Here is a 21446-nt window from a genome sequence, read left to right as displayed (position 1 = left end):
CCACCTGGCCGCCGCCGACATGCCGGAACGCACCCGCGATCTGGTTCTGACGGTTCTGGATGAGAACAAGGCAGAAGACGTCATCACCATCGACCTGCGCGGCAAGACCACGATGGCGGATTATCTGGTGGTCGCCACCGGTAACTCGGCCCGTCAGGTCGGTGCCATGGCCGAACAGCTTATTTCCAAGCTGCGCGATATCGGCGTCCATGCCGGCAACGCGGAAGGCTATCCGCAATGCGACTGGGTGCTGGTGGATGCCGGCGATGTGATCGTGCATCTGTTCCGCCCGGAAGTGCGCGCCTTCTACAGCATCGAAAAGATGTGGGGCGTGGAACTGCCGGCCTCGCTGAACAGCCTGGCCCCCGGCTACGACATGCTGCCGGCGCAATAACCCGCGCCGTTTATCAGGGCTGGTTTGCGACAGGGCGCCGGGCAACAGCCTGGGCGCCCTTGGCTTGTCCGCCTTCCCCCTTGCATCGCTGCTGTTCCGCCGCTGCCTGTACCTTAAAGGACACCCCCATGCGCCTGTGGCTTGCCGCCGTCGGGCGGGCCAAGCCCGGCCCGGCGCGCGATCTGTTTGAAGAATACAGATCCCGCCTCTCCTGGCCCTTCACCCTGCGGGAGGTGGAGACGAAAAAGCGGCTGGAGGGGGAGGAGTTGAAGAAGGCGGAGGCCGAATTGCTGCTGGCAGCATTGCCCCCGTCCGCCACGCTGGTGGCGCTGGATGAACGCGGCCGGATGATGGGGTCGGAGGATTTCGCCGCCCGTGTCGGCCAGTGGCGCGACACCGGCATCAGCGATCTGGCCTTCGTCATTGGCGGTGCCGACGGGCTGGACGCCAGCATCCGCCAGCGCGCTGCCCTGGTGCTGGCCTTCAGCCCAATGACCTGGCCGCACATGATGGTGCGCGGCATGTTGGCCGAACAGCTCTACCGCGCCCAACAGATCATCGCCGGGCATCCGTACCATCGGGCGTGAGCCCCCTTCCCTGTTGCCCTCCCCCGCCTTTCATGTCTACACTCAAACAAGCGTTTGACACGCCGGGGCGGTGCACCCGGCGGCAGGGGAGGAAAAGATGGCTGGCAGAGTGCAGGATCGAATCATCCTGGTAACCGGTGGTGCCTCAGGCATCGGGTTGGCGACGGCGCGGGTGCTGCTGCGCGAAGGGGCGCGGGTGGTCATCACCGACCGCAATGTCGCCGGTGGGGAGGCTGCTGCCGCCGAACTGGGCGAAGGTGCCCTGTTCCTGCCGCAGGATGTCACCAGCGAGGCCCGCTGGGTAGAAGTAATATCCGAAATCGGGGAACGGTTCGGCAAGCTGGACGGGCTGGTGAATAATGCCGGCTGCGGGTCGCTGCGCAATATTGAGGAAGAAACCCTGGAAAGCTGGCGGCTGGTCCATGCGGTGAATACCGAATCCGTCTTCCTGGGCTGCAAGCACGCCATCCGCGCCATGAAGCACACCGGCGGCGGGGCCATCGTGAACGTTTCCTCCGTCGCCGGGTTGCGCGGCGCGCCGGACCTGCCGGCCTATTGCTCTGCCAAGGGGGCGGTGCGGCTGCTGTCCAAATCGGTGGCCCTCTGGTGCGCCCAGAACAAGTACAATATCCGCTGCAATTCCGTGCATCCCAGCTTCCTGAAGACGGCGATGGTGCAGCAGATGCTGGACCTCTCGCCCGACCCGGAACGCCTGCGCCGCCGGCTGGAACGTACTGCCGCCCTGGAACGGATGGGGGAGCCGGAAGATGCGGCCAACATGATCCTGTTCCTGTTGTCCGATGAAAGCAGCTTCCTGACCGGCGGCGAATTCGCCGTCGATGGCGGCACCACAGCGCGGTAAGGGAGAGACGCCAACATGACCCATCCATTGTTCGACCTGTCCGGCAAAGTGGCCCTGATCACCGGTTCGTCGCGCGGCATCGGCCGTTCGATTGCGGAGGAATTTGCCCGCGCCGGGGCCAAGGTTGTCATCTCTTCCCGCAAGCTGGATGCCTGTGTGGCCGTGCGCGATGCCATCATCGCTGACGGGGGGGAGGCCATCGCCGTCCCCTGCAATATCGGGCGCAAGGAGGAACTGCAAAATCTGGTGGATACCACCATCGCCCAATGGGGCCGCATCGATATTCTGGTCGCCAACGCCGCCATCAACCCGGCCTATGGCCCCTTGGGCAGCCTCAGCGATGAGACGTGGGACAAGATCATGGGCAGCAATCTGCGCAGCACCTGGTGGCTGTGCAACATGGTGCTGCCCGCCATGGCAGAACGGCGCGACGGGTCGGTAATCGTACTCTCCTCCATCGCCGGGCTGCGCGGCAATCCGGTGATCGGGGCCTATGGTGTGTCCAAGGCGGCAGAGGCGGCCCTGGTGCGCAATCTGGCGGTGGAATTCGGCCCGTCCAACATCCGCGTCAACGCCATCGCCCCCGGCATCGTCGAAACGGATTTCGCCAAGGCCCTGACCGACAATCCCGATATCGCCCGCGCCGTGCGTAAACGTGCGCCGCTGGGCCGCTTCGGCAAACCGCACGAAATTGCCGGCGTGGCGCTGATGCTGGCCGGCCCGGCGGGTGCCTTTGTTACAGGACAGTTGATCGTGGCCGATGGTGGGGCGACAATAGCGGACCCAACAGTCATCTGAAGGGGAGTGACCACCATGACGGATGCCCGCCAGACCAGCGCCAGCGTGATTGAGGTTCTGCCCCAGCACCGGTTTGATGAGGCGGCGCTGGCCGCCTTCCTGGACCGCCACCTGCCGGAAATACCCGGCCCCTGGCAGGTGGGCCAGTTCCAGGGCGGGCAATCCAACCCCACCTTCCTGCTGACTGCCACAGATGGCACAAAGCTGGTGCTGCGTAAGAAGCCACCCGGCAAGCTGCTGCCCAGCGCCCACATGATTGAGCGGGAATATCGCATCATGCGGGCGCTCGCCGGTTCCGGCGTGCCGGTGCCCAATGCCCGCTTGATCTGTGACGATCAAGAGGTGATCGGCACGCCCTTTTACCTGATGGACCATATTGACGGGCGCGTTCTGTCCGATGTGGCGCTGCACGGGCTGAGCCCTGCGGAGGCCGCCGCCACCTATGATGCGATGAACGCCACCCTGGCCACCTTGCATAATGTGGATTGGCAGGCAGCGGGCTTAGGCGATTTCGGCAAGCCGGAAAACTACATCGCCCGGCAGGTCGACCGCTGGTCCAAGCAATTCATTGCCGCACGCGGGGAGAGCGACATCCCCGCCATGGACCGGCTGATGGCGTGGTTGCCAGCCCATGTGCCTGCGGGGGATGAAACCAGTATCGCCCATGGCGATTTCCGCCTGGGCAATCTGATGCTGCACCCCAGCGAACCGCGCGTGCTGGCGGTGCTGGATTGGGAATTGGCCACACTGGGCCATCCCCTGTCCGATCTGGCCTATAATTGCATGGCCTATCACCTGCCGGCCGGCATCAAACAGTTTCCCGGTCTGGTGGGCGTCGATCTGGTGGCCAGGGGTATCCCGACAGAGGCGGACTATGTCGCCGCCTATTGCCGGCGCACCGGGCGTTCCGGCATTCCCGACTGGCCCTATTTCATGGCCTTCGCCTTTTTCCGTATCACCGCCATCTGTCAGGGGGTCTATGCCCGTGCCTTGGCGGGCAATGCGGCAGACAGGCGGGCGCTCGCCTATGGGGAGGTGGCACGCGCGGCGGCGGAGACGGGCTGGAAATTCATCTCCGACAAATAATATACCCTGAATCCGGGAAAATTCCTGAGACGGGTTTATAGGTTTTCTGATTCGTTAGAGTTCTGAACAAGGCGGATCGGGTTTATTTTCGAGCGATGATGCGGCGTCAAATCAACAGCGCCTAGCATCGCCGGATGAACCCTTCTATCCCCCAGGCAAGTTTTTCAACCCGGCCACCATCGCCTGCCCGCCCCCAGCGGCCAGCAGGGACTGGGCGCGGGCGGGATCGCTGGCGGCAATGGCGGTGGAGAGGGCATCGGCCAGGGTGGCCGTGCTGGCGGCGACGCTGACCTGCCGCCAGCGATCGGCCGGCAGCCCAGTTGCCGGGTCCAGGATATGGCCATAACGGCCAGCCGCATCGATCAGGCTGCCGCGCGGGGCGGAGGTGGCGACGGCCCGGCCGGAAACGGGAATGTGAGTGGCGATCCGCGTGGCATCGGCTGGATCGGCCACCCCCAACTGCCATTCCTGCCCGTCATCACGCCGGCCGATGCCGCGCGGTTCCCCCATATCCACAAGCATATGCCCCACACCCTGGGCCAGCAGCAGATCGGTCACCCGGTCGGTGATATAGCCCTGGGCAATCCCGTTCAGGGTCAGCGCCATGCCTGGCGGCAGCCGCACCCGGTCGCGCCGAACCTCCACCCGCTGCCAGCCGACCGCCTGGCGTACCGCCCCAAAATCAGCCGCCCCATCCCGGTAGAATTGCCAGAGCGGCTGGACCGTGGGATCAAAGGCGCCAGCGGTGGCGGCTGACAGGGCCAGGGCCTGGCGCAGCAGATCGGTGAAGGCGGCGGGCGGATCACCCAATTCCCCTTCCCGGTTCAGGCGGGACAACAGACTGTCCGGCCGATGCAGGCTGAACAGCCCCTCCAGGGCGCTGATCAACCGGACAACATGGCCGATCAGCGCCCTGGCCGCCCCTTCCTCCACCCCATGCAGGGTCAGGCTGGCGGGGCCGCCCATGGCCTGGCCCTGCCATGTCACCGGCGGTGGTCGGCGGGGCCAGAGGGCGAGCGCACCGCCCGCCAGGGCCAGGGCGGACAGGCGCAATACCCGGCGGCGGCTGGGCAGCAGCATGGTTTCAGGCGGCATGGTGACCGCTCCCCTTTCTGGGCTGGATGCGGGCTGCGGCCCCTTCCCCATGGCGTGCCGCCACCACCAGCGGCACGCAGCGTCCCTTGTCGGCGTAAATGCCGACGCAATCCAGGCACTGGAAACATTCGTCATAGCGGATGGAGCCATCCCGCCGGATGGCCTTGTACCGGCAGCGGCTGGTGCAAAGCTGGCACGGGCTGCCGCAGGCCGGCCGCCTGGGTATCCAGTCCAGCAGGCGCAACCGGCCGGCCAGTGCCAGAAAGGCACCCAGCGGGCAGAGATAGCGGCAGAAGGGCTTGAACATCACCAGCCCCAGCAGCAGCCAGAACCCGGCATAGAGCACGAAGGGCAGATCGCGGATGAAACCCAGCGTGATGGCGGTTTTGAACGGTTCCACCTCTGCCGCTTTCTCCGCCTCCCCCGGCAGAACCAGGGCCGTGACCAGCAGCAGCGACAGCACGGCATATTTCACCAGTACCAGCCGCTGATCCAGCCAGCCCGGCACCCGGATACGCCGCAGCCGCAGCAGCCGACCCAGTGCATCGGCAAATTCCTGCAGCGCGCCGAAGGGGCAGAGCCAGCCGCAGAACGTGCCCCGCCCCCAGATGATGGCGGTGACCGCGACATAGGCCCAGAGCAGCAACGACACCGGATCATAGAGTAGAAAGCTGAAATTCATGCCGTTCACCGCCCCCTTCACCACACCTTGCACGGTGACGATGGAGAGCTGGCCCTGGGCCTGAATGCCGATAAAGCCCAGCGTCGCCGCCAGAAAGCCCATGCGCGTCCAATAGAACTGCCGTTCGCGCCGGGACAGGCGGGTCTGCGCGATCAATCCCGCCGTCAGCGCCAGCAGCAACAGCCCGAGAATGGCCAGTTCCGGCAGACGGCTGCCCCAGGCCAGGAGCCATTCCGGTGGGGCTTCCACAATCACCGGGTCGGTGAACAGGCTGGCCGGCAGCGTATAATTCAGTGTGAAATCGCGCATCTGCCGGTCGGGCAGGATCAGGCCCTTTTCCCGCACCGTGCGCAGCGACAGGGTCCAGGGGCTGGCCGGATCGAAGGCGGCGGACCCGTCGATACGGAACAACCGCACCTCATCCACCGCCGGCAAGCCGGCAGGCAGCACATAATCATGCACCATGTCGCGGATATTGACCGGAAAGCCGGCCTGGCTGACCGCCAGCCGGTCCGGCACCGTGGCCGGCACGAAATCCGGCCCGGTATAGGAATAACGCCCGCTGGACAGCACCAGCAGCACCTCTTCCCCCGGCTGCAGCCGGTCCATCACCTGGGCATACTGCGCCTCCCCCAGCAGGGAACGGCCGATGGTGGGCACGTTCAGATAGGCGACCCAGAGGTCGATGAAAATCCCCTGTGTATCGGCCAGCCCCGCCGCATCCAGGCCAGCGAAGGGGGTGCCCTGGAATGCCTGTTCAACCATGGCGTTGGTCAGGGTAAGACGGCGAACATAACCACTGGCGACCAGGGAATCCCAGCCCCTGATCTGGTCCATATCTGGACGCGGGATGGATTTCGGCTTGGGTGCCAGGGCCGCCATCTTGGCCTGCGCTACCTTGGTGGCGGCCCCCAGAATGGTCAGGTTGGCGATGCGCAGGCTGGCCGTCGCCTTGGCCACCCCGTCCAGGGTGACCGAACTGCTGCCCGCCCGGTCGGAGGCACCATACTGGCTGCCGATCTTGATATTCTGCCGGATGGTCAGGCCGCGATATTGCGTCAGGAAATCCGCGAAGGGCTGCGGCCCCAGCCCATCGACAAAGACCGGCTCATGCTGGGAGAGGATCTGCACATCCAGAAAACGGCCGGCATCATCCATCGCCACCAGCAGGTTCATCGGCGTGCCGGAAAAGCCGGGAATGGACGTCAGCGATCCGGTTTCAAAAATATACCCCGCCACCATGCCGGCCTTGATCAGCGGCCAGGCCGGCACCGTCTTTTCCTTCTGCCCCAGGCTGTACCCATCAGGCAGCAGACGGGCCAGTTCCTCCTCCGTCAGCGCGGCGGCGGGGGCCGGGGCGGCGAACAGCATAAGCATCAGGAACAGCATCAGCAGCCGCAGCATCACACCCCCTCCGGTTGCCGAAAAGGCTAGGCGGCATAAGGGGCGGCGGGTATTGGACTTTGGTTCGACGGCTGGTGCGAGATCACAGCGGGCCTCGACCGGCAGAGGCTTGATGCTGCTGCGCACCGCCGGGCCTGCAGGTCAGGCAGCATGGCTCCATCTCCCGCGTCATGGATGCGGACAGGCATCACACCGGATAGACTGATCGTCTGTCGCGTCACATTGCACTATCGTCTAAGTGATTGGTGAAAGCCGGCATCTTGGCAGCCCGCCCCGCTGGCCTTACCATTCGGGCAACCATGCCCCGGTCCCCCGGCCGGGGCGATGCCGAGCCTGGATCGAGGGGCGCATGTCGCCACAGCCAAGCCGGCCGCTGGTCCGTGCCTGCAGCCATCAGGCGGACCCGGCGGCGGCCATTGATGAGCTTTCCCCATCGCTGCTGGCGGCCGACCCGGTGCTGGTGGTGCTGTTCTGCTCGTCCCATCATGATCTGCCGGCTGTGGCCGCACAGGTGCGCGCCCGCCTGCCGGGCGTTCCCGTCATCGGCTGCACCACGGCCGGGGAATTGACGCCGTTCGGCTATATGGATGGGGCGATCAGCGCCGTCGCCTTCCCCAAGGGTGATTTCGCCGCCACCATCGGCCGCTTTGATCATGTCAGCCGGTTTGAAATGGGCGATGCCCGCCCCCGCGTGCGGGAATTGCTGGCGGAAGCGGAGGATGCGGCCATCGGCATGGGCCCCGATGCCCGCAATGTCGCCCTGTTTCTGGTCGACGGGCTGTGCGTGAAAGAGGAACTGATCATCAGCGCCCTGCATGATGCGCTGGGCGGCCTGCCGCTGATCGGCGGGTCGGCCGGCGATGACATGCGGTTTGAGCAGACCCATGTGCTGCATGACGGGGAATTCCATGTCGATGCCGGGGTGTTGCTGATCCTGACCACGACGCGGCCCTTCAAGGTGTTCCGCAACCAGCATTTCGTGCATTCCGACGAAAAGATGGTGGTCACCCAGGCCGATCCCACCCGCCGCATCGTCACCGAAATCAATGCCGAGCCGGCGGCCCGCGAATATGCCCGCATGGTGGGGTTGGAGGGGGAGCCGCTGACCCCGATGATCTTCGCCTCCTACCCCGTGGTGGTGCGGGTGGGCGGGGAATATTATGTCCGCTCCATCCAGAAGGTGAATGAGGATGAGAGCCTCACCTTCTTCTGCGCCATTGATGAAGGCATCGTGCTGACGGTGGCGACCGGCGTGGATATTGTGCGCAACCTGGAAGAACTGTTCGAGGGGCTGACGGCGGAGATTGGCAAGCCGGAGCTGATCCTGGCGTTCGACTGTGTGTTCCGTTCGCTGGAACTGGAACAGAAACAGTTGAAACATGCCGCCTCCAAGGTGCTGGCCAGCCAGAATGTCGTCGGCTTCTGCACCTATGGTGAACAGTTCAACGCCATGCATGTGAACCAGACCTTCACCGGTCTGGCGATAGGTCGCCGATGACAGCCCTGCTTGACCCTGCCAACGACCTGCCCAGCCCGGAACAGGAGCGTATCGCCATCCTGGAGCGGGAAAACTGGAAGCTGCGGCGCATCAACAAGGCGCTGATGGACCGGGTGGAACGGTCCATGGATTATCACGGCAACGCCTTTTCCCTGTTCCAGACGGCCATCGTGCTGGAAAGCCGGGTGCGCGAACGCACCCAGCAACTGGAAGAGACCCTGCGCAAACTGGAGGCCTCCAACAGTGAATTAGCCACTGCCAAGGAACTGGCGGAGACGGCCCAGACAAGGCTGGCCGAAGCCATTGAAAGCGTCAATGAGGGCTTTGCCCTGTTCGATGATGATGACCGGCTGGTGATGTGCAACCGCACCTATCTCAGCCTCTGGCCCGCCATCGCGGAGATGATCCGCCCCGGCATCAGCTTTGGGGAAATCGCGCGGCTGGCGGCGGCCCGTGGCTCCGTGCTGTCGGACAGCAGCGGCCCGGACCGCTGGGTGCGCGACCGGGTGGCCCAACATGCCGGGGCTGACGGTACCCATGTCCACGCCCTGGCCGATGGCCGCTGGATTCAGATCAATGAACGGCGGACCCGCGATGGCGGCATTGTCGGCATCTATACTGACATTACCGATGTGAAGGAGCGGGATGCCCGCGACGGGCAGGAACGAATCCGCCTGATCACCGATGCCATGCCGGCCCTGATCGCCTATGTCGATGCAGACGAAACCTATCGCTTCGTCAATCGCCGCTACGGTGAAATCTTCCGCCGGCCCCGGCACGAGATTGTCGGCTCCACCATGCGGGAATTGCTGGGGGAGCCGGCCTATCTGCTGCGCCGCCCGCACATCGCTACCGTGATGGCGGGCTTTGAGACCCAGTTCGACCTGGAATTCGATACAAGGTCCGGCAAACGCTACTCCCAGGCAACCTATGTGCCGCATTTCGCCCCCGATGGGGGGGTGCTGGGCTTCTTCTCCCTGATCCAGGATGTCACCGAACGGCGCAGCGTAGCTGAGGCCCTGCGGGAAGCCAATGAGGGGCTGGAGCGGCGAGTGGCCGAACGCACCGCCGCCCTGCAGCAGGAAATTGCCGAACGCCAGCAGATCGAGGCCAAGCTACGGGAGGCCAAGACGGCGGCCGAGCAGGCCAACCTCTCCAAAACCAAATTCCTGGCCGCCGCCAGCCACGACCTGCTGCAACCACTGAACGCCGCCCGCCTGTTCGTTTCCGCCCTGACCGAGACGGAACAGGAAGCCGGCGCGCGGGTGCTGGTGGAAAAGACTGACGCCGCCCTGCTGTCGGTGGAAGATCTGCTGGAAGCGCTGCTGGATATTTCCAAGCTGGATGCCGGGGTGGTGCAGCCGCAATTGGATGATTTCCCGCTGGCCATGCTGCTTTCCTCCATGCAGGCGGAATATGCGCCGGTGGCCAAGGAGCGCGGGCTGGACCTGCGGGTGCTGCCCAGCCGGGCGATTGTGCATACCGATATGCGGCTGTTGCGCCGCATCTTGCAGAATTTCGTCTCCAACGCGCTGCGCTACACCCGCACCGGGCGGGTGCTGGTCGGCTGCCGCCGGCTGACCGATGCGGTGCGGATCGAGGTGCTGGATACCGGTCCCGGCATCCCGCCCGACAAGCTGGAAGCCGTGTTTGAGGAATTCCGCCGCCTGGAAGGTGACCGGCCAGCCGGACGCGACCGGGGCATGGGCTTGGGTCTTGCCATTGTGCAGCGGGCCGGGCGCATGTTGGACACGCCCATCGGCCTGCGCTCCCATCTGGGACGCGGGTCGGCCTTTACGGTGACGGTGCCGCTGGGCAGCAAGCAGCGCCCGCCGCAGATCAGCAGCGTCCGCATGTCCCCACCGGCCAGCCCGCTGACCGGTGCGCGCATTCTGGTGATCGATAATGAACAGGCAATCCTGGACGGGATGGGCGCGCTGCTGCGCGGCTGGGGCTGTCAGGTGCAGGTGGCCCCCAGCGCCCCGGCCGCCATGGGTGTTCTGCCGGCACTGGGCGGCTGGCCCGATGTCATTATCGCCGACTACCATCTGGAAGATGGTGAACTGGGCGTGGATGCCATCGCCCAGGTGATCCAGGCCCGTGGCCGTGACATCCCCGCCATCGTCATCACCGCCAACCGTACCACCAGCGTGCATGAACGGGTGCAGAATGACGGCTATGCCCTGCTGACCAAACCCGTCAAACCGGCCCAGTTGCGGGCGCTGGTGACGCAGTTGATCGGGTAGCGTTATCCGCATCCGCTTGCGCCGCGGCTTTCAGCTTGTGCCCAACCTCAACGATCGCATCCAGCGCTGGTATCAGCTCCCGCCCTAGCGGCGTCAGGGCATATTCGACCGACGGGGGCGAGGTCGGTTGCAGGGTACGGGTCAACACCCCTCTGCCCTCAAGCTCCCGCAGACGCTGCGACAGAACCTTGGCGGAGACCGGTGGAATATCCAGCCGCAATTCGTTGAACCGGCGCGGCCCGGCGCGCAGATGCCAGATTACATTCGGGGCCCAGGCTCCGGCAATAATGGTCATGCACTCGGTCAGCGCGCAGGGCTCGGGCGGACGCGCGCTGCGGTTCTTGCGAAGCTTGAGGCTCATGCCGGAACTTGAGGTTACTGCGGGGAAACCGGATAATCCAGTAACTGTTAGAAACTTGGTTGGCAAGGGAAACCGCGCTGCATAACTTCCCGTTATCAGCAGCAAGGAACCTCGTCATGAAACTCTACTTCAAGCCGGGCGCCTGTTCGATGGCGTCGCGGATCGTGTTGAATGAACTCGGGCTGGCCTTCTCTGCAGAGAAGGTTGATACCCAGTCCGGTCTGACCGAAACCGGGGCTGATTACCGCCAGATCAATCCGAAGGGCTATGTTCCAGCCCTGGAATTGGCCAGTGGCGCGGTGTTGACAGAAAATCCGGCCATCCTGCAGTTCCTTGCCGATCGCCGGCCGGATGCCGGGCTTGCCCCCCTGCCGGGTACGGTGGAACGGGCACGGCTGCAGGAATGGTTGAACTTCACCGCATCCGAACTGCACAAGGCATTCAGCCCCTATTTCGAGGGACGAGCCCTTGATGACGCGGAAAAAGCGACCATCGAAGCCAGGCTGACCAAGCGTATTGGCGATGTTGAACGCGGATTGGCTGATGGCCGCAGCGTCATCCTGGGTGACACGTTCAGTGTGGCGGATGCTTATCTGTTTGTGGTGCTGAACTGGTCGCGCTTCATCGGGCTGGACCTGTCGCCCTGGCCGCATGTCGGCGCCTATCTCGACCGTCTCTCGCAGCGCCCCTCGGTGCAGCAGGCGATGCAGCAAGAAGGTCTGATCGTGGAGAAGGCGGCATGACACAGGCGTTCACCGACATTACCGCCATCCTGCAGGACTATTTCGATGCGCTTTACTTCTGCGATACCGAGATTCTGCAGCGCGTCTTTCATCCAAAGGCGATCTACGCCACGGCCGACGAAACACCCATGCTTTATCGCACGATGGCGGAATATGTCCCGGTGGTGGCGGCCCGCCAGTCACCGGCGTCACGGGGGGAGTCACGCCGCGACCATATCGATGCCATTGATCTGGCCGGGGAAAACACGGCCGTCGCCCGCCTGCGCTGTTCCATCGGGCAACGGGATTTCGTGGATTTTCTCACGCTCGTCCGCACCGAGGGGCAGTGGCGCATCATCGCCAAGGTCTTCCAGATTATCGAACGCCAGGGGTAAGGAGCGACCATGCCCTATGTGAACATCAAGATCACCCGCGAAGGTGCCACACCCGAACAGAAGTCCCGCCTTATCAAGGGCGTAACCGATCTTCTGGTGGCGGTGCTGGACAAAAATCCTGCCACCACCTTCGTTGTGATCGACGAGGTCGCAATGGAGGATTGGGGCATCGGTGGCCTTGCCGTCGCGGATTACCGCAAGTCACTGTCTGCCACGGCGGACTGCTGAAACAGGAGGATTCAGACCTGATCGCCCCGTAGCGGCGGCCCTGCCGCCTGCAACGCTGCCGCTTCCGCATCGGTGAAAACGCGGGAGCGGGTGAGAAAGCGCAAGCCCTCCGGACCTTCGAGGGAGAAACCCGCCCCGCGTCCCGGCACGGCATCGATGATCAGTTGGGTATGTTCCCAATACTCAAACTGGGCGGCACCGATGAAGAAGCGGGCGCCGTGAATGTCGCCCAGATAGACATCCCGGCTGCCGACCTTGAATTCCCCCGCCTGATAGCACATCGGCGCCGAACCATCACAGCAGCCGCCGGACTGGTGGAACATCACCGGCCCATGCATGGCGCGCAGCCGATCAATCAGCGCATCGGCGGTAGCAGTGGACAGAACGCGCGGCACCATGGGTTCGCTCCATCACGTGGCAGGGGAAGACCAAAAAGGAAGGGCGGATGGCGCCTCCGGACGCCATCCGCCTTCACACCCATCACACAACAGGACCGGCTTAGAAGAAGCCCAGCGCCTTCGGGCTATAGCTGACCAGCAGGTTCTTGGTTTGCTGATAATGGTCCAGCATCATCTTGTGCGTCTCACGCCCGATGCCCGACTGCTTATAACCACCAAAGGCGGCATGGGCCGGGTAGAGATGGTAGCAGTTGGTCCAGACGCGGCCGGCCTGGATATTGCGGCCAAAGCGATAGGCACGGTTGCCATCGCGGCTCCACACCCCGGCACCCAGGCCATAGAGCGTATCATTGGCAATCGCCAGCGCCTCTTCCTCGCCCCGGAACTTGGTGACAGCCAGCACGGGGCCAAAAATTTCCTCCTGGAAGACGCGCATCTTGTTATGGCCTTCCAGCACCGTCGGGGTGACGTAGTAACCATTGGTCAGATCCCCGCCCAGATCGGCGCGGCCGCCGCCGGTCAATACCTTGGCCCCTTCGTCGCGGCCGATATTGATGTAGGAAAGGATCTTCTCCAACTGGTCGTTGGAGGCCTGGGCCCCGATCATGGTGGAGGGATCGAGCGGGCTGCCCTGCTTGATCTTCTGCACGCGGGCAATGGCCTTTTCCATGAAGCGGTCATAAATCCGCTCATCCACCAGGGCGCGCGACGGGCAGGTGCAGACTTCGCCCTGGTTCAGGCCGAACATGGCGAAGCCTTCCAGCGCCTTGTCCAGGAAATCATCATCTTCCGCCATCACGTCGGCAAAGAAGATGTTGGGCGACTTGCCGCCCAGTTCCAGTGTCACCGGGATCAGGTTTTCCGAGGCATATTGCATGATCAGCCGGCCGGTGGAGGTCTCCCCGGTGAAGGCGATCTTGGAGATGCGCTTGTTGGTGGCCAGCGGCTTGCCGGCCTCAATGCCGAAGCCGTTCACCACATTCAGCACGCCGGGCGGCAGCAGGTCACCGATGACATCCATCAGCACCATGATGCCCATCGGCGTCTGCTCGGCCGGCTTCAGCACCACGCAATTGCCGGCGGCCAGCGCCGGGGCCAGCTTCCAGGCGGCCATCAGGATGGGGAAGTTCCAGGGGATGATCTGGCCGACCACGCCCAGCGGCTCATGGAAATGATAGGCCACCGTGTCATGGTCGATTTCCGCCAGGCTGCCTTCCTGGGAGCGTACACAGGCGGCGAAATAGCGGAAATGATCAATGGCCAGCGGGATATCGGCGGCCGTCGTTTCCCGGATCGGCTTGCCATTATCGATGGTTTCCGCAAGCGCCAGCAATTCCAACTGCGATTCCATGCGGTCGGCGATGCGGTTCAGCACGCCGGCGCGATCGGCGACAGAGGTACGACCCCATTTTTCGCGGACCTTATGGGCGGCGTCCAGCGCCAGTTCGATATCCTCTGCGGTGGAGCGGGCCACCTTGCAGACCACCCCGCCGGTGATGGGGGAGATATTATCGAAATACTGGCCCCGGACGGGGGCAACCCATTCACCACCGATGAAATTATCATAGCTGGAACGGATGGTGACGCTGGATTTCAGCTTTGCGATGGCCTGGTGCAGCATGGGGGCGTCTCCCTGGAAGAAGTTTGGGACCCCGATGCCGTGGGGTCCAGGATCAGACCCAAGAGTGCGCCCCACCGACCTAGCCGTAAATTAGACTTTGTGCGAAGAAACACGTCCCAGATGCGCCCTTGCACCACCATGGTGCAATTGCGAAACGGCCAGGACGCGGGATTCTGATGGGGAAATTCACCGGCAAAACAAAGGGGTTTCCCAATGACGATGCGCCCGCTTCTTCTGGCTGCCATGGCGGCCCAGTTCCTGATCGCCGGCACGGCCGATGCCGCCACGCATGAAGTAACGATGCGCAACCAGGGAAGCACGGGCACTATGGTGTTCGAACCCGCGATGCTGACCATCGCGCCGGGTGATACGGTGCGCTTCATCCCCACCGACAAAAGCCACAATGCCGAAGCGATCAAGGGCATGTTGCCCGAGGGCGTGGAACCCTTTGTCGGCAAGATGAATGAAGAGATCAGCGTCACCTTCGACCAGCCGGGCCTCTATGGTTTCAAATGCAAGCCGCATTACGCCATGGGCATGGTGGGTGTTGTGGTGGTGGGCCAACCGGTCAATGCCGATGCCGCCGCCCTGGTGAACCATCCGGGCAAAGCCAAGGAGATGCTGAGCCAATTGCTGGCCAAGCTGCGGGGGTGAAGCCCCCTCTTCCGGACCGGCCGTGTTGCCCCGGCGCGCAATGCACGCCGGGGCCAGACGTCATGGGGTGGCCGCCGCCCGGGCCGAGGCCTGGGCCGTGCCGGGGGACGGGGCGAAATTCACCTTGTTGGCCAGGATCACCGCCTGCGTGCGGCTGAAAACCCGCATCTTCTGCAAGATGGCAGAGACATGGGCCTTCACCGTCGTCTCCGTCACATCCAGCTCAAAGGCAATTTCCTTGTTCAGCCGGCCCGCCACCACCAGTTCCAGCACCTTGCGCTGTTGCGGCGTCAGGGTGTCGATGCGGCGCAGGATTTCCTGATCCTCCCCCGATTGCGTGGGGGGCGGTGCATCCGTCAGGTCAGACGGGATATAGATATCCCCTTCCAGCACCTGGCGCAGCGCCTGGGCAATCTGCCCGCGCGGCAGCGATTTGGGCACAAACCCCGCCGCCCCATGGCGCAGCGCTTCATGCACCAATTGCCGGTCGCTGGTGGCCGAGACCATCACCACCGGCAATGACGGATAGCGTGCCCGCAGCGTGGACAGCCCGGCAAATCCATTATTGCCGGGCATATTCAGATCCAGCAGGATCAGATCGAAATCCCCTTCCCGATCGATGATGCGGATCACCTCATCCAGATCGGACGCCTCAAACAGCTCGCAACGGTCCAGCGCCACGGCCAGCACCGTGCGCAGCCCGTCGCGTACCAGCGGATGATCATCCGCGATCAGCACCTTGCCCATGCCTATCCTCCCGTCGCCCTGTCGGGCCTGCCGACGCTTGATTTTTTTGTGGGCGGTTTCAAAGCTACACGCAGGAAGAAGGTCGGACAATCACCGGCCCGACCGGGAACACCCTTCTTTAGTATAAGCCACAGCCTGCCCTGACGAAATGGCGCAATGCCATGGTTTCATCCCTGATTTGGGATATTTTACCCTGTCTGACCGGGATAAAAATCCCGATCAACAAGGATGTTTCTCACGAGAAAAATTCAGGAAAATCCCGCGCTGTCCCAAGTCAAAACCACCTGTCGTCAGAAAGCATCATTTTCCTTATTCGCCGCTGGTGCCAGTGTTTTCTCATAAGCAGCGGGTCATGGCTCCCGTTACGCATGGGCCTTTACCCCGATAATCCTGATAATCGGCGAATAGGGAGAGAATGATGCTGAGAAATCCATCGGCACGCACCTGGCGTGCCCTGTTGTCCGGGGTCAGCCTGGTTGTCATGGCGTCGATCACTTCCAGCGGCGCCATGGCCGATGCGCCGCGCCCGGTTACCTGGGAAGACATCGCCAATGATGCCAAGACCACCAGTGACGTGCTGATGTATGGCATGGGCCTGGATGCCAAGCGGCACAGCACGCTTTCCCAGGTGAATGACAAGAATGTCGGCAATCTGGTGCCGGCCTGGTCCTTCTCTTTCGGGGATGAGAAGCAGCGCGGGCAGGAAACCCAGGCCATCGTGCATGATGGCATCATCTATATCACCGCCTCCTACAGCCGGATGTTTGCGCTGGATGCGCGCACCGGCAAGCGGCTCTGGTCCTATACCCATCGGCTGCCTGACGATATCCGCCCCTGCTGCGATGTCATCAATCGCGGCGCCGCCATCTATGGCGACAAGGTCTTCTTCGGCACGCTGGATGCCAGCGTGGTGGCGCTGGACCGGCACACGGGCAAGCTGGTCTGGAAGAAGAAATTCGGGGAGCATGAGGCCGGTTATACGATGACCGGCGCCCCCACCATCGTGAAGGATCAGAAGACCGGCAAGGTGCTGCTGATCCATGGCTCGTCGGGTGATGAGTTCGGCGTGGTCGGCCGTCTGTTCGCCCGTGATCCCGACACGGGCGAAGAAATCTGGATGCGGCCCTTCGTGGAAGGCCATATGGGCCGGCTGAACGGCAAGGACAGCACCATCACCGGCAATCCCAAGGCGCCAAGCTGGCCGCGCGACAAGGATGGCAAGCTGGTGGAGGCCTGGAACCATGGCGGCGGCGCCCCCTGGCAGAGCGCCACCTTCGACCCGGAAACCAATTCCATCGTGGTCGGTGCCGGCAATCCGGGGCCGTGGAATGGCTGGGCCCGCTGGCCGGGTGACAGCCTGTTCACCTCCGGCCAGGCCTATGTCGATCCGACCACCGGCGAACTGAAGGGCTTCTACCAGCACACGCCCAACGACACCTGGGATTTTTCCGGCAATAACGAGATCATCCTGTTCGACCTGAAGAAGGACGGCAAGACCATCAAGGCCGCCGCCCATGCCGACCGCAACGGCTTCTTCTTCATCACCGACCGCACCAAACTGGCGGCGGCCGGTGGGGAGATCAACCGGCCCAAGGCGCTGATCGCAGCCTATCCCTTCGTGGACAACATCACCTGGGCCAAGGGCTTCGACCTGAAGACCGGCCGCCCGATCGAGGTGGAAGGCCAGCGCCCGCCTTTGCCGGAAAAGGGGGAGTTGAAGGGCAAAGCGGTGGAAGTCTCCCCCCCTTTCCTGGGTGGCAAGAACTGGAACCCCATGTCCTATAGCGAGGAAACGGGCCTGTTCTATATCCCTGCCAACCATTGGAAGGAAGATTACTGGACGGAGAACATTTCCTACCAGAAGGGCAGCGCCTATCTGGGCATGGGCTTCCGTATCAAGAAAATGTACGAGGACCATGTCGGCATCCTGCGCGCCATGGACCCGGTGACCGGTAAGATCGTCTGGGAACATAAGGAAAGGCTGCCGCTCTGGGCCGGGACGATGACGACATCGGGCAATCTGGTCTTCACCGGCACCAGCGACGGCTATCTCAAGGCGTTTGATGCCAAGAATGGCAAGGAACTTTGGTCCTTCCAGACCGGCTCCGGCATCGTCTCCTCTCCCATCACCTGGGAAATGGACGGGGTGCAATATATCGGCATCGCCTCAGGCTATGGCGGGGCGGTGCCGCTCTGGGGCGGCGACATGGGGCCGTTGACCAGCAATGTGCCGCAGGGCGGTTCCTTCTGGGTCTTCCGCCTGCACCAGGACCGCAGCACCACAGCCGCAGCACCGTAAAAAGCCACGCCCCCTCCCGTCCGTCTGGCGGGAGGGGGCGCTGATCCGGCCACCCGTTCGCCCATGGAGTCCCCCCGATGCGCCTGCTCTGCTCCCTTTTGCTGGCCAGCCTTCTCGCCTTCCCTGCCGTGGCGCAGGAGGAGGAGGCCGACAGTCCCCGCAAGGTGGGCGATTGCCTGCTGGTGAAAGGGGCGAAATGTCCGGGTGTCGATCTGCGCCATCAGAATCTGCGCGGGCTGAACCTGTCAGGGGCCGACCTGACGGGGGCAAAGCTGGCCCGCGCGGATCTGCGGGACACGGATTTGCGCGGGGCCATCCTCGATAACGCGGATCTGGAGGCAGCCGATCTGCGCAAAGCCTTCCTGCAGGGGGCCAAGCTGCGTGGCGCCAGCCTGCGCGGGGCGAACCTGGAATTCGCCCGTGCCGCCAAGGCGGATTTCAGCCGCGCCGATCTGACCGCCGCCAATCTGGAAGCCGCCTGGTTCTCCGGCGCGCAGTTCCATCAGGCCAAACTGGTGAATGCCGGCCTGCAGGAGGCGAAATTCTACGAGGCCAACCTGATCGGCGCCGACCTGACCGGGGCCCATTTTCCCTATGCCATCTTCCAGAACACCTACATGCAGGATTGCACCGCCTGCCCGGTGAATTGGTGAAACGCATTAGGTCACATTACGCTTTGAATAGCTTGAACGCCGAGAAGAAGCCCCGCTGTCCTGGCGTTGGACGCCTGCAGGTAGCCTTACGGCGTGCCCTGGCTGTAATTTTGGTTGCTTCAGTCCATTAATCCACGCCTCCCTCATTGGTGGGGACATAGAAGCAGGTTGTCTTTCTGAGAGCCCGTCCGGAAAGTTTCACTCTATCTCAACGTCTTACACATCTTATCCTTAAACGCTACCGTCACCCCGGCGAAGGCCGGGGTCCAGACTCAAAGGGCGCTTTGCTCTACGAACTGAACCCCGGCCTTCGCCGGGGTGACGGGATTAAAACATTAGCGTATTGAAAAAGAAGAAAAACTTTTCAGACGGACACTGAGCAAGGCCGGCGCCAGGACGGAATGTCTGGGCACGGCCATTGGTGTTTCCGCCCGCAGCTTTTCAACCGGGGGGGCGACCAATTTCACCCTTGTCCAGCGGGGCTGGCCGAACACGAAAACCCTGCCGCAAGCGGCAGGGTCACGATGAGGGCCAGCAGATGGCACCTGTTCATTGCGGAACCGTTTCCAGCCAGGCGCGGATGGCCCAGCCGGCTTCCTGGCCCAGCACTTCCCCAAAGGCGGGCATATAGACCTTGCCATCGCGCGATGCGCCCTTGCGGAACCGTTCGGAGAACCATTCATCGCCGGTATCGCCCATCTCCAGAAAGCGCAGGTCCGGGGCAATGCCACCAGAAATGGCACCCAGCCCGTGACAGCGCGCGCAATTCTGGTTATAGGCCGAAGCCCCGATCTCAATGGCCCGTTTGTTCCCGCGATAGGGGTTGCTGGGCCGCCAGTCGGGCCCCAGCTTCTCCAGCCCTTCGATATTCACAGGTTGCGGGGTGACATCCCCGTGCGCCAGCACTGGCAGGGAAGAACTGGCGAACAGCAGGGCAACGGCGATCAGGCCGGCAGCGATGCGGGCGGACGACGGCATAGTGATTTCCTCGGGGAAGAATGGTCGATGGCGGGCTGGCAACCCAGCCTTTCAATGGTTGGAAGCGTAACCTTTTCCCCCTCCACACCTAATTGGACTTTGGTGCCAAAACGCTTTCCATGGGCTTTCGGGAACATGCTGCCATGGTCTAATGGCTGCGCGTATGGCGGTCCGATAGGCTTGCTGTTCAAGGGCTGGAAAAGGCTGCCGAGGTGAGAGGCATGATTGCACCGGATCGCGCGCCGCCCCCCACCCGGGAGGATCAGAAGAACAGGATTGCACCGATGGCGATGGTGTCGGACTTGGCCTTGTTGCCGCCATGGGCCTCCGCCTTGGTGTTGATATATTCGCCCACCAGCGTCACCCAATCGGTCAGGGCGTAATGGGTGGCGGCCACCCAGGACTTGTTGGCGGACAACAGGGTCGGGTTCACTTCCCCCTTGGCCAGATCGAGACGGCTTTCACCATAGGAGGCGGCCAGTGTCACCTTGTCGATCTTGTAGGTGCCCTGGACATAGAAGCCGTCGCTGTCGCGCCGGTTGCCCTTGGCATCGGCTGAGAGAATGAACAGCCCCGTCGTGCCGACCCCCTTGCCGGTATAGTAATAGCCCAGCAGACCTGCATCGCCGATGCCCAGCTTGCCGCCGACATCGAAGGCAGTCCCCTTGTAATCCGGCCCACCAGGCGTGGCCGGGTCGTGATCCTGGCTCAACACCCCGGCCCAGATCCGGCCGCTGACAGTGCCATTCTTCACGTCATAGCTCGCCTTGGCCTGGAAACCGGGCGTGTCGTTCAACTCGCTCTCCCCCGCGGTGGCCAGCGGCTGGAAGATACCGGCCGACAGCTTGAACCCGGCGAATTCGGGCGTCGTATAGGTGATCTGCGGCTGGAAATCCGTATAGATATAGCCAAGCCCGATGCGCCCCAGCGAGGTGTTGGAGGGGGCGGCATTGCCGGCCGCCGTCCCCACCCCCAGCAGGGTGATATCGGACAGGATGGCATCGGAGCCGAACAGGCCGATATCACGCCCCACCTTCACCTCACCAAAGCCAGCGCGGGCGAAGGTCAGATAGGTCTGGCGGAAATCAATGCCGGAGGTCGTCAGCGCCGTCGGCTGGCCGGCGGAATTGGCACCGCCGCCCCAATTGACACTGTTGATGCCGGGATACATGCCGAAATGCGCCCCGACATCCCAGCCGCCCTGTCGGGTGGTGACATCGAATTTCAGGAAGCCGGGCAGCAGACCATTGCGGATGGCACTGGTATCATTGCCGCCGACACTAGCCAACCCGCCCACCACATTCTTGCCCGCACCGGGGCTGTCGGCTTTATCTTTGACGTAGAAACCGTTGACGGAACCGGAAATCTGCACATTCACCGCCCCGACCTTGAAGCCGATGCCGCTGTCACTGGCCTGCAGCAGGCGGCTGGGATCAGTCGGGGCGGCAGCCACGGCGGCCGGGGCCGGCTTTGCCTTCTCCTCCTCCGCACGGCGGGCGGACAGGGCCTGATATTCCTGTTCGCTGAGAATGCCTTTGGCCTTCAATTGTTTCAGCAATTCCTCCGTCGTGTCGGCCATGGCGGGGCCGCTGAGCCCGAAACCCAAAGCAAAACCGCACGCCCCCAGCCGCAGAACCTTGCGCAGTTGCATTTTTACCTCCCATTTTGATGATTGGCCCGGCTCGCGGGCAAGTTATCCCCTGCCCCGCCACGAATATTCGCGGCGGGTGGAACAAAA

General features: G+C 63.2%; 21 protein-coding genes. 13 read left to right on the top strand and 8 right to left on the bottom strand.

From position 1 onward, the window contains the following. Positions 1 to 19 precede the first annotated feature (19 nt). The 5 genes from rsfS to PCJ49_RS04300 all read left to right on the top strand — a co-directional run bounded on the left by rsfS (position 20) and on the right by PCJ49_RS04300 (position 3727). Positions 20 to 394 (top strand): ribosome silencing factor, encoded by a 375-nt coding sequence (rsfS, locus tag PCJ49_RS04320; protein WP_089286912.1) that lies wholly within the window; start codon positions 20 to 22, stop codon positions 392 to 394. Between the two features lie 128 nt (positions 395 to 522). Continuing rightward, on the top strand, positions 523 to 981 hold the full coding sequence (gene rlmH / locus PCJ49_RS04315; RefSeq protein WP_269909889.1) for a 23S rRNA (pseudouridine(1915)-N(3))-methyltransferase RlmH: 459 nt from the start codon (positions 523 to 525) through the stop codon (positions 979 to 981). Positions 982 to 1078: 97 nt separating this feature from the next. After that, positions 1079 to 1843 (top strand): glucose 1-dehydrogenase, encoded by a 765-nt coding sequence (locus PCJ49_RS04310; RefSeq protein WP_269909888.1) that lies wholly within the window; start codon positions 1079 to 1081, stop codon positions 1841 to 1843. A gap of 15 nt (positions 1844 to 1858) precedes the next feature. Beyond that, on the top strand, positions 1859 to 2641 hold the full coding sequence (locus PCJ49_RS04305; protein WP_269909887.1) for an SDR family oxidoreductase: 783 nt from the start codon (positions 1859 to 1861) through the stop codon (positions 2639 to 2641). Positions 2642 to 2656: 15 nt separating this feature from the next. Then, positions 2657 to 3727 (top strand): phosphotransferase, encoded by a 1071-nt coding sequence (locus PCJ49_RS04300; protein WP_269909886.1) that lies wholly within the window; start codon positions 2657 to 2659, stop codon positions 3725 to 3727. 144 nt (positions 3728 to 3871) lie between these two features. Here PCJ49_RS04300 and PCJ49_RS04295 read toward each other — a convergent pair whose 3' ends face one another. Beyond that, the gene (locus PCJ49_RS04295) at positions 3872 to 4822 is read right to left on the bottom strand and encodes an FAD:protein FMN transferase (protein ID WP_269909885.1); all 951 of its coding nucleotides are present in this window, start codon (positions 4820 to 4822) and stop codon (positions 3872 to 3874) included. Continuing rightward, positions 4812 to 6908: a 4Fe-4S binding protein gene (locus PCJ49_RS04290; protein WP_269909884.1), complete on the bottom strand. Its 2097-nt coding sequence runs from the start codon at positions 6906 to 6908 to the stop codon at positions 4812 to 4814. Before PCJ49_RS04290 ends, PCJ49_RS04295 begins: the two co-directional genes overlap by 11 nt. Positions 6909 to 7257: 349 nt before the next feature. Here PCJ49_RS04290 and nosP point away from each other — a divergent pair, with 349 nt between their 5' ends. Beyond that, positions 7258 to 8406 carry a nitric oxide-sensing protein NosP gene (gene nosP, locus PCJ49_RS04285; RefSeq protein ID WP_269909883.1) on the top strand — a complete coding sequence of 383 codons (1149 nt, stop codon included), beginning with the start codon at positions 7258 to 7260 and terminating at the stop codon, positions 8404 to 8406. Then, positions 8403 to 10652: a NahK/ErcS family hybrid sensor histidine kinase/response regulator gene (locus PCJ49_RS04280; RefSeq protein WP_269909882.1), complete on the top strand. Its 2250-nt coding sequence runs from the start codon at positions 8403 to 8405 to the stop codon at positions 10650 to 10652. Before nosP ends, PCJ49_RS04280 begins: the two co-directional genes overlap by 4 nt. On the opposite strand, the gene PCJ49_RS04275 is transcribed toward PCJ49_RS04280, so the two are convergent. After that, positions 10606 to 11013 carry a helix-turn-helix domain-containing protein gene (locus PCJ49_RS04275; RefSeq protein ID WP_269909881.1) on the bottom strand — a complete coding sequence of 136 codons (408 nt, stop codon included), beginning with the start codon at positions 11011 to 11013 and terminating at the stop codon, positions 10606 to 10608. The two genes, PCJ49_RS04280 and PCJ49_RS04275, sit on opposite strands and share 47 nt — an antisense overlap. A gap of 116 nt (positions 11014 to 11129) precedes the next feature. On the opposite strand from PCJ49_RS04275, the gene gstA reads away from it, so the two are divergent. From gstA to PCJ49_RS04260, 3 genes are read left to right on the top strand one after another with little or no spacing between them, the layout of a single operon-like run. Further along, positions 11130 to 11756, top strand: a complete 627-nt coding sequence (gstA, locus tag PCJ49_RS04270; RefSeq protein ID WP_269909880.1) for a glutathione transferase GstA — start codon at positions 11130 to 11132, stop codon at positions 11754 to 11756. Then, on the top strand, positions 11753 to 12130 hold the full coding sequence (locus PCJ49_RS04265; RefSeq protein ID WP_269909879.1) for a nuclear transport factor 2 family protein: 378 nt from the start codon (positions 11753 to 11755) through the stop codon (positions 12128 to 12130). Before gstA ends, PCJ49_RS04265 begins: the two co-directional genes overlap by 4 nt. 9 nt (positions 12131 to 12139) lie before the next feature. Next, a complete protein-coding gene (locus PCJ49_RS04260) occupies positions 12140 to 12358 on the top strand; it encodes a 4-oxalocrotonate tautomerase family protein (protein ID WP_269909878.1) in 219 nt (72 codons plus the stop codon). A gap of 11 nt (positions 12359 to 12369) precedes the next feature. Here PCJ49_RS04260 and PCJ49_RS04255 read toward each other — a convergent pair whose 3' ends face one another. Next, a complete protein-coding gene (locus tag PCJ49_RS04255; protein ID WP_269909877.1) occupies positions 12370 to 12756 on the bottom strand; it encodes a DUF779 domain-containing protein in 387 nt (128 codons plus the stop codon). A gap of 100 nt (positions 12757 to 12856) precedes the next feature. Continuing rightward, positions 12857 to 14377 (bottom strand): aldehyde dehydrogenase, encoded by a 1521-nt coding sequence (adh, locus tag PCJ49_RS04250; protein WP_269909876.1) that lies wholly within the window; start codon positions 14375 to 14377, stop codon positions 12857 to 12859. A 213-nt stretch (positions 14378 to 14590) separates the two neighbouring features. Here adh and PCJ49_RS04245 point away from each other — a divergent pair, with 213 nt between their 5' ends. Further along, positions 14591 to 15031, top strand: coding sequence for a pseudoazurin (locus PCJ49_RS04245; RefSeq protein WP_269909875.1), 441 nt, complete (start codon positions 14591 to 14593; stop codon positions 15029 to 15031). Between the two features lie 60 nt (positions 15032 to 15091). Here PCJ49_RS04245 and PCJ49_RS04240 read toward each other — a convergent pair whose 3' ends face one another. Next, positions 15092 to 15778, bottom strand: coding sequence for a response regulator transcription factor (locus tag PCJ49_RS04240; RefSeq protein ID WP_269909874.1), 687 nt, complete (start codon positions 15776 to 15778; stop codon positions 15092 to 15094). 481 nt (positions 15779 to 16259) lie between these two features. Between PCJ49_RS04240 and PCJ49_RS04235 the strand changes: the two genes are divergently transcribed. Both PCJ49_RS04235 and PCJ49_RS04230 read left to right on the top strand, forming a co-directional pair. Further along, a complete protein-coding gene (locus PCJ49_RS04235; protein WP_347710427.1) occupies positions 16260 to 18077 on the top strand; it encodes a PQQ-dependent methanol/ethanol family dehydrogenase in 1818 nt (605 codons plus the stop codon). 77 nt (positions 18078 to 18154) lie between these two features. Continuing rightward, positions 18155 to 18730 carry a pentapeptide repeat-containing protein gene (locus PCJ49_RS04230; protein WP_089286776.1) on the top strand — a complete coding sequence of 192 codons (576 nt, stop codon included), beginning with the start codon at positions 18155 to 18157 and terminating at the stop codon, positions 18728 to 18730. A gap of 549 nt (positions 18731 to 19279) precedes the next feature. Here the strand turns inward: PCJ49_RS04230 and pedF are convergent. Together pedF and PCJ49_RS04220 are read right to left on the bottom strand one after the other, a co-directional pair. Continuing rightward, a complete protein-coding gene (gene pedF / locus PCJ49_RS04225) occupies positions 19280 to 19708 on the bottom strand; it encodes a cytochrome c-550 PedF (RefSeq protein ID WP_269909873.1) in 429 nt (142 codons plus the stop codon). Positions 19709 to 19970: 262 nt separating this feature from the next. Further along, positions 19971 to 21359 (bottom strand): porin, encoded by a 1389-nt coding sequence (locus tag PCJ49_RS04220; protein WP_269909872.1) that lies wholly within the window; start codon positions 21357 to 21359, stop codon positions 19971 to 19973. Between the last annotated feature and the right edge of the window lie 87 nt (positions 21360 to 21446).

Source organism: Niveispirillum sp. BGYR6 (genome assembly GCF_027568365.1).
Taxonomy (GTDB): Bacteria; Pseudomonadota; Alphaproteobacteria; order Azospirillales; family Azospirillaceae; genus Niveispirillum.
This window is presented reverse-complemented; position numbering and strand designations above follow the sequence as displayed.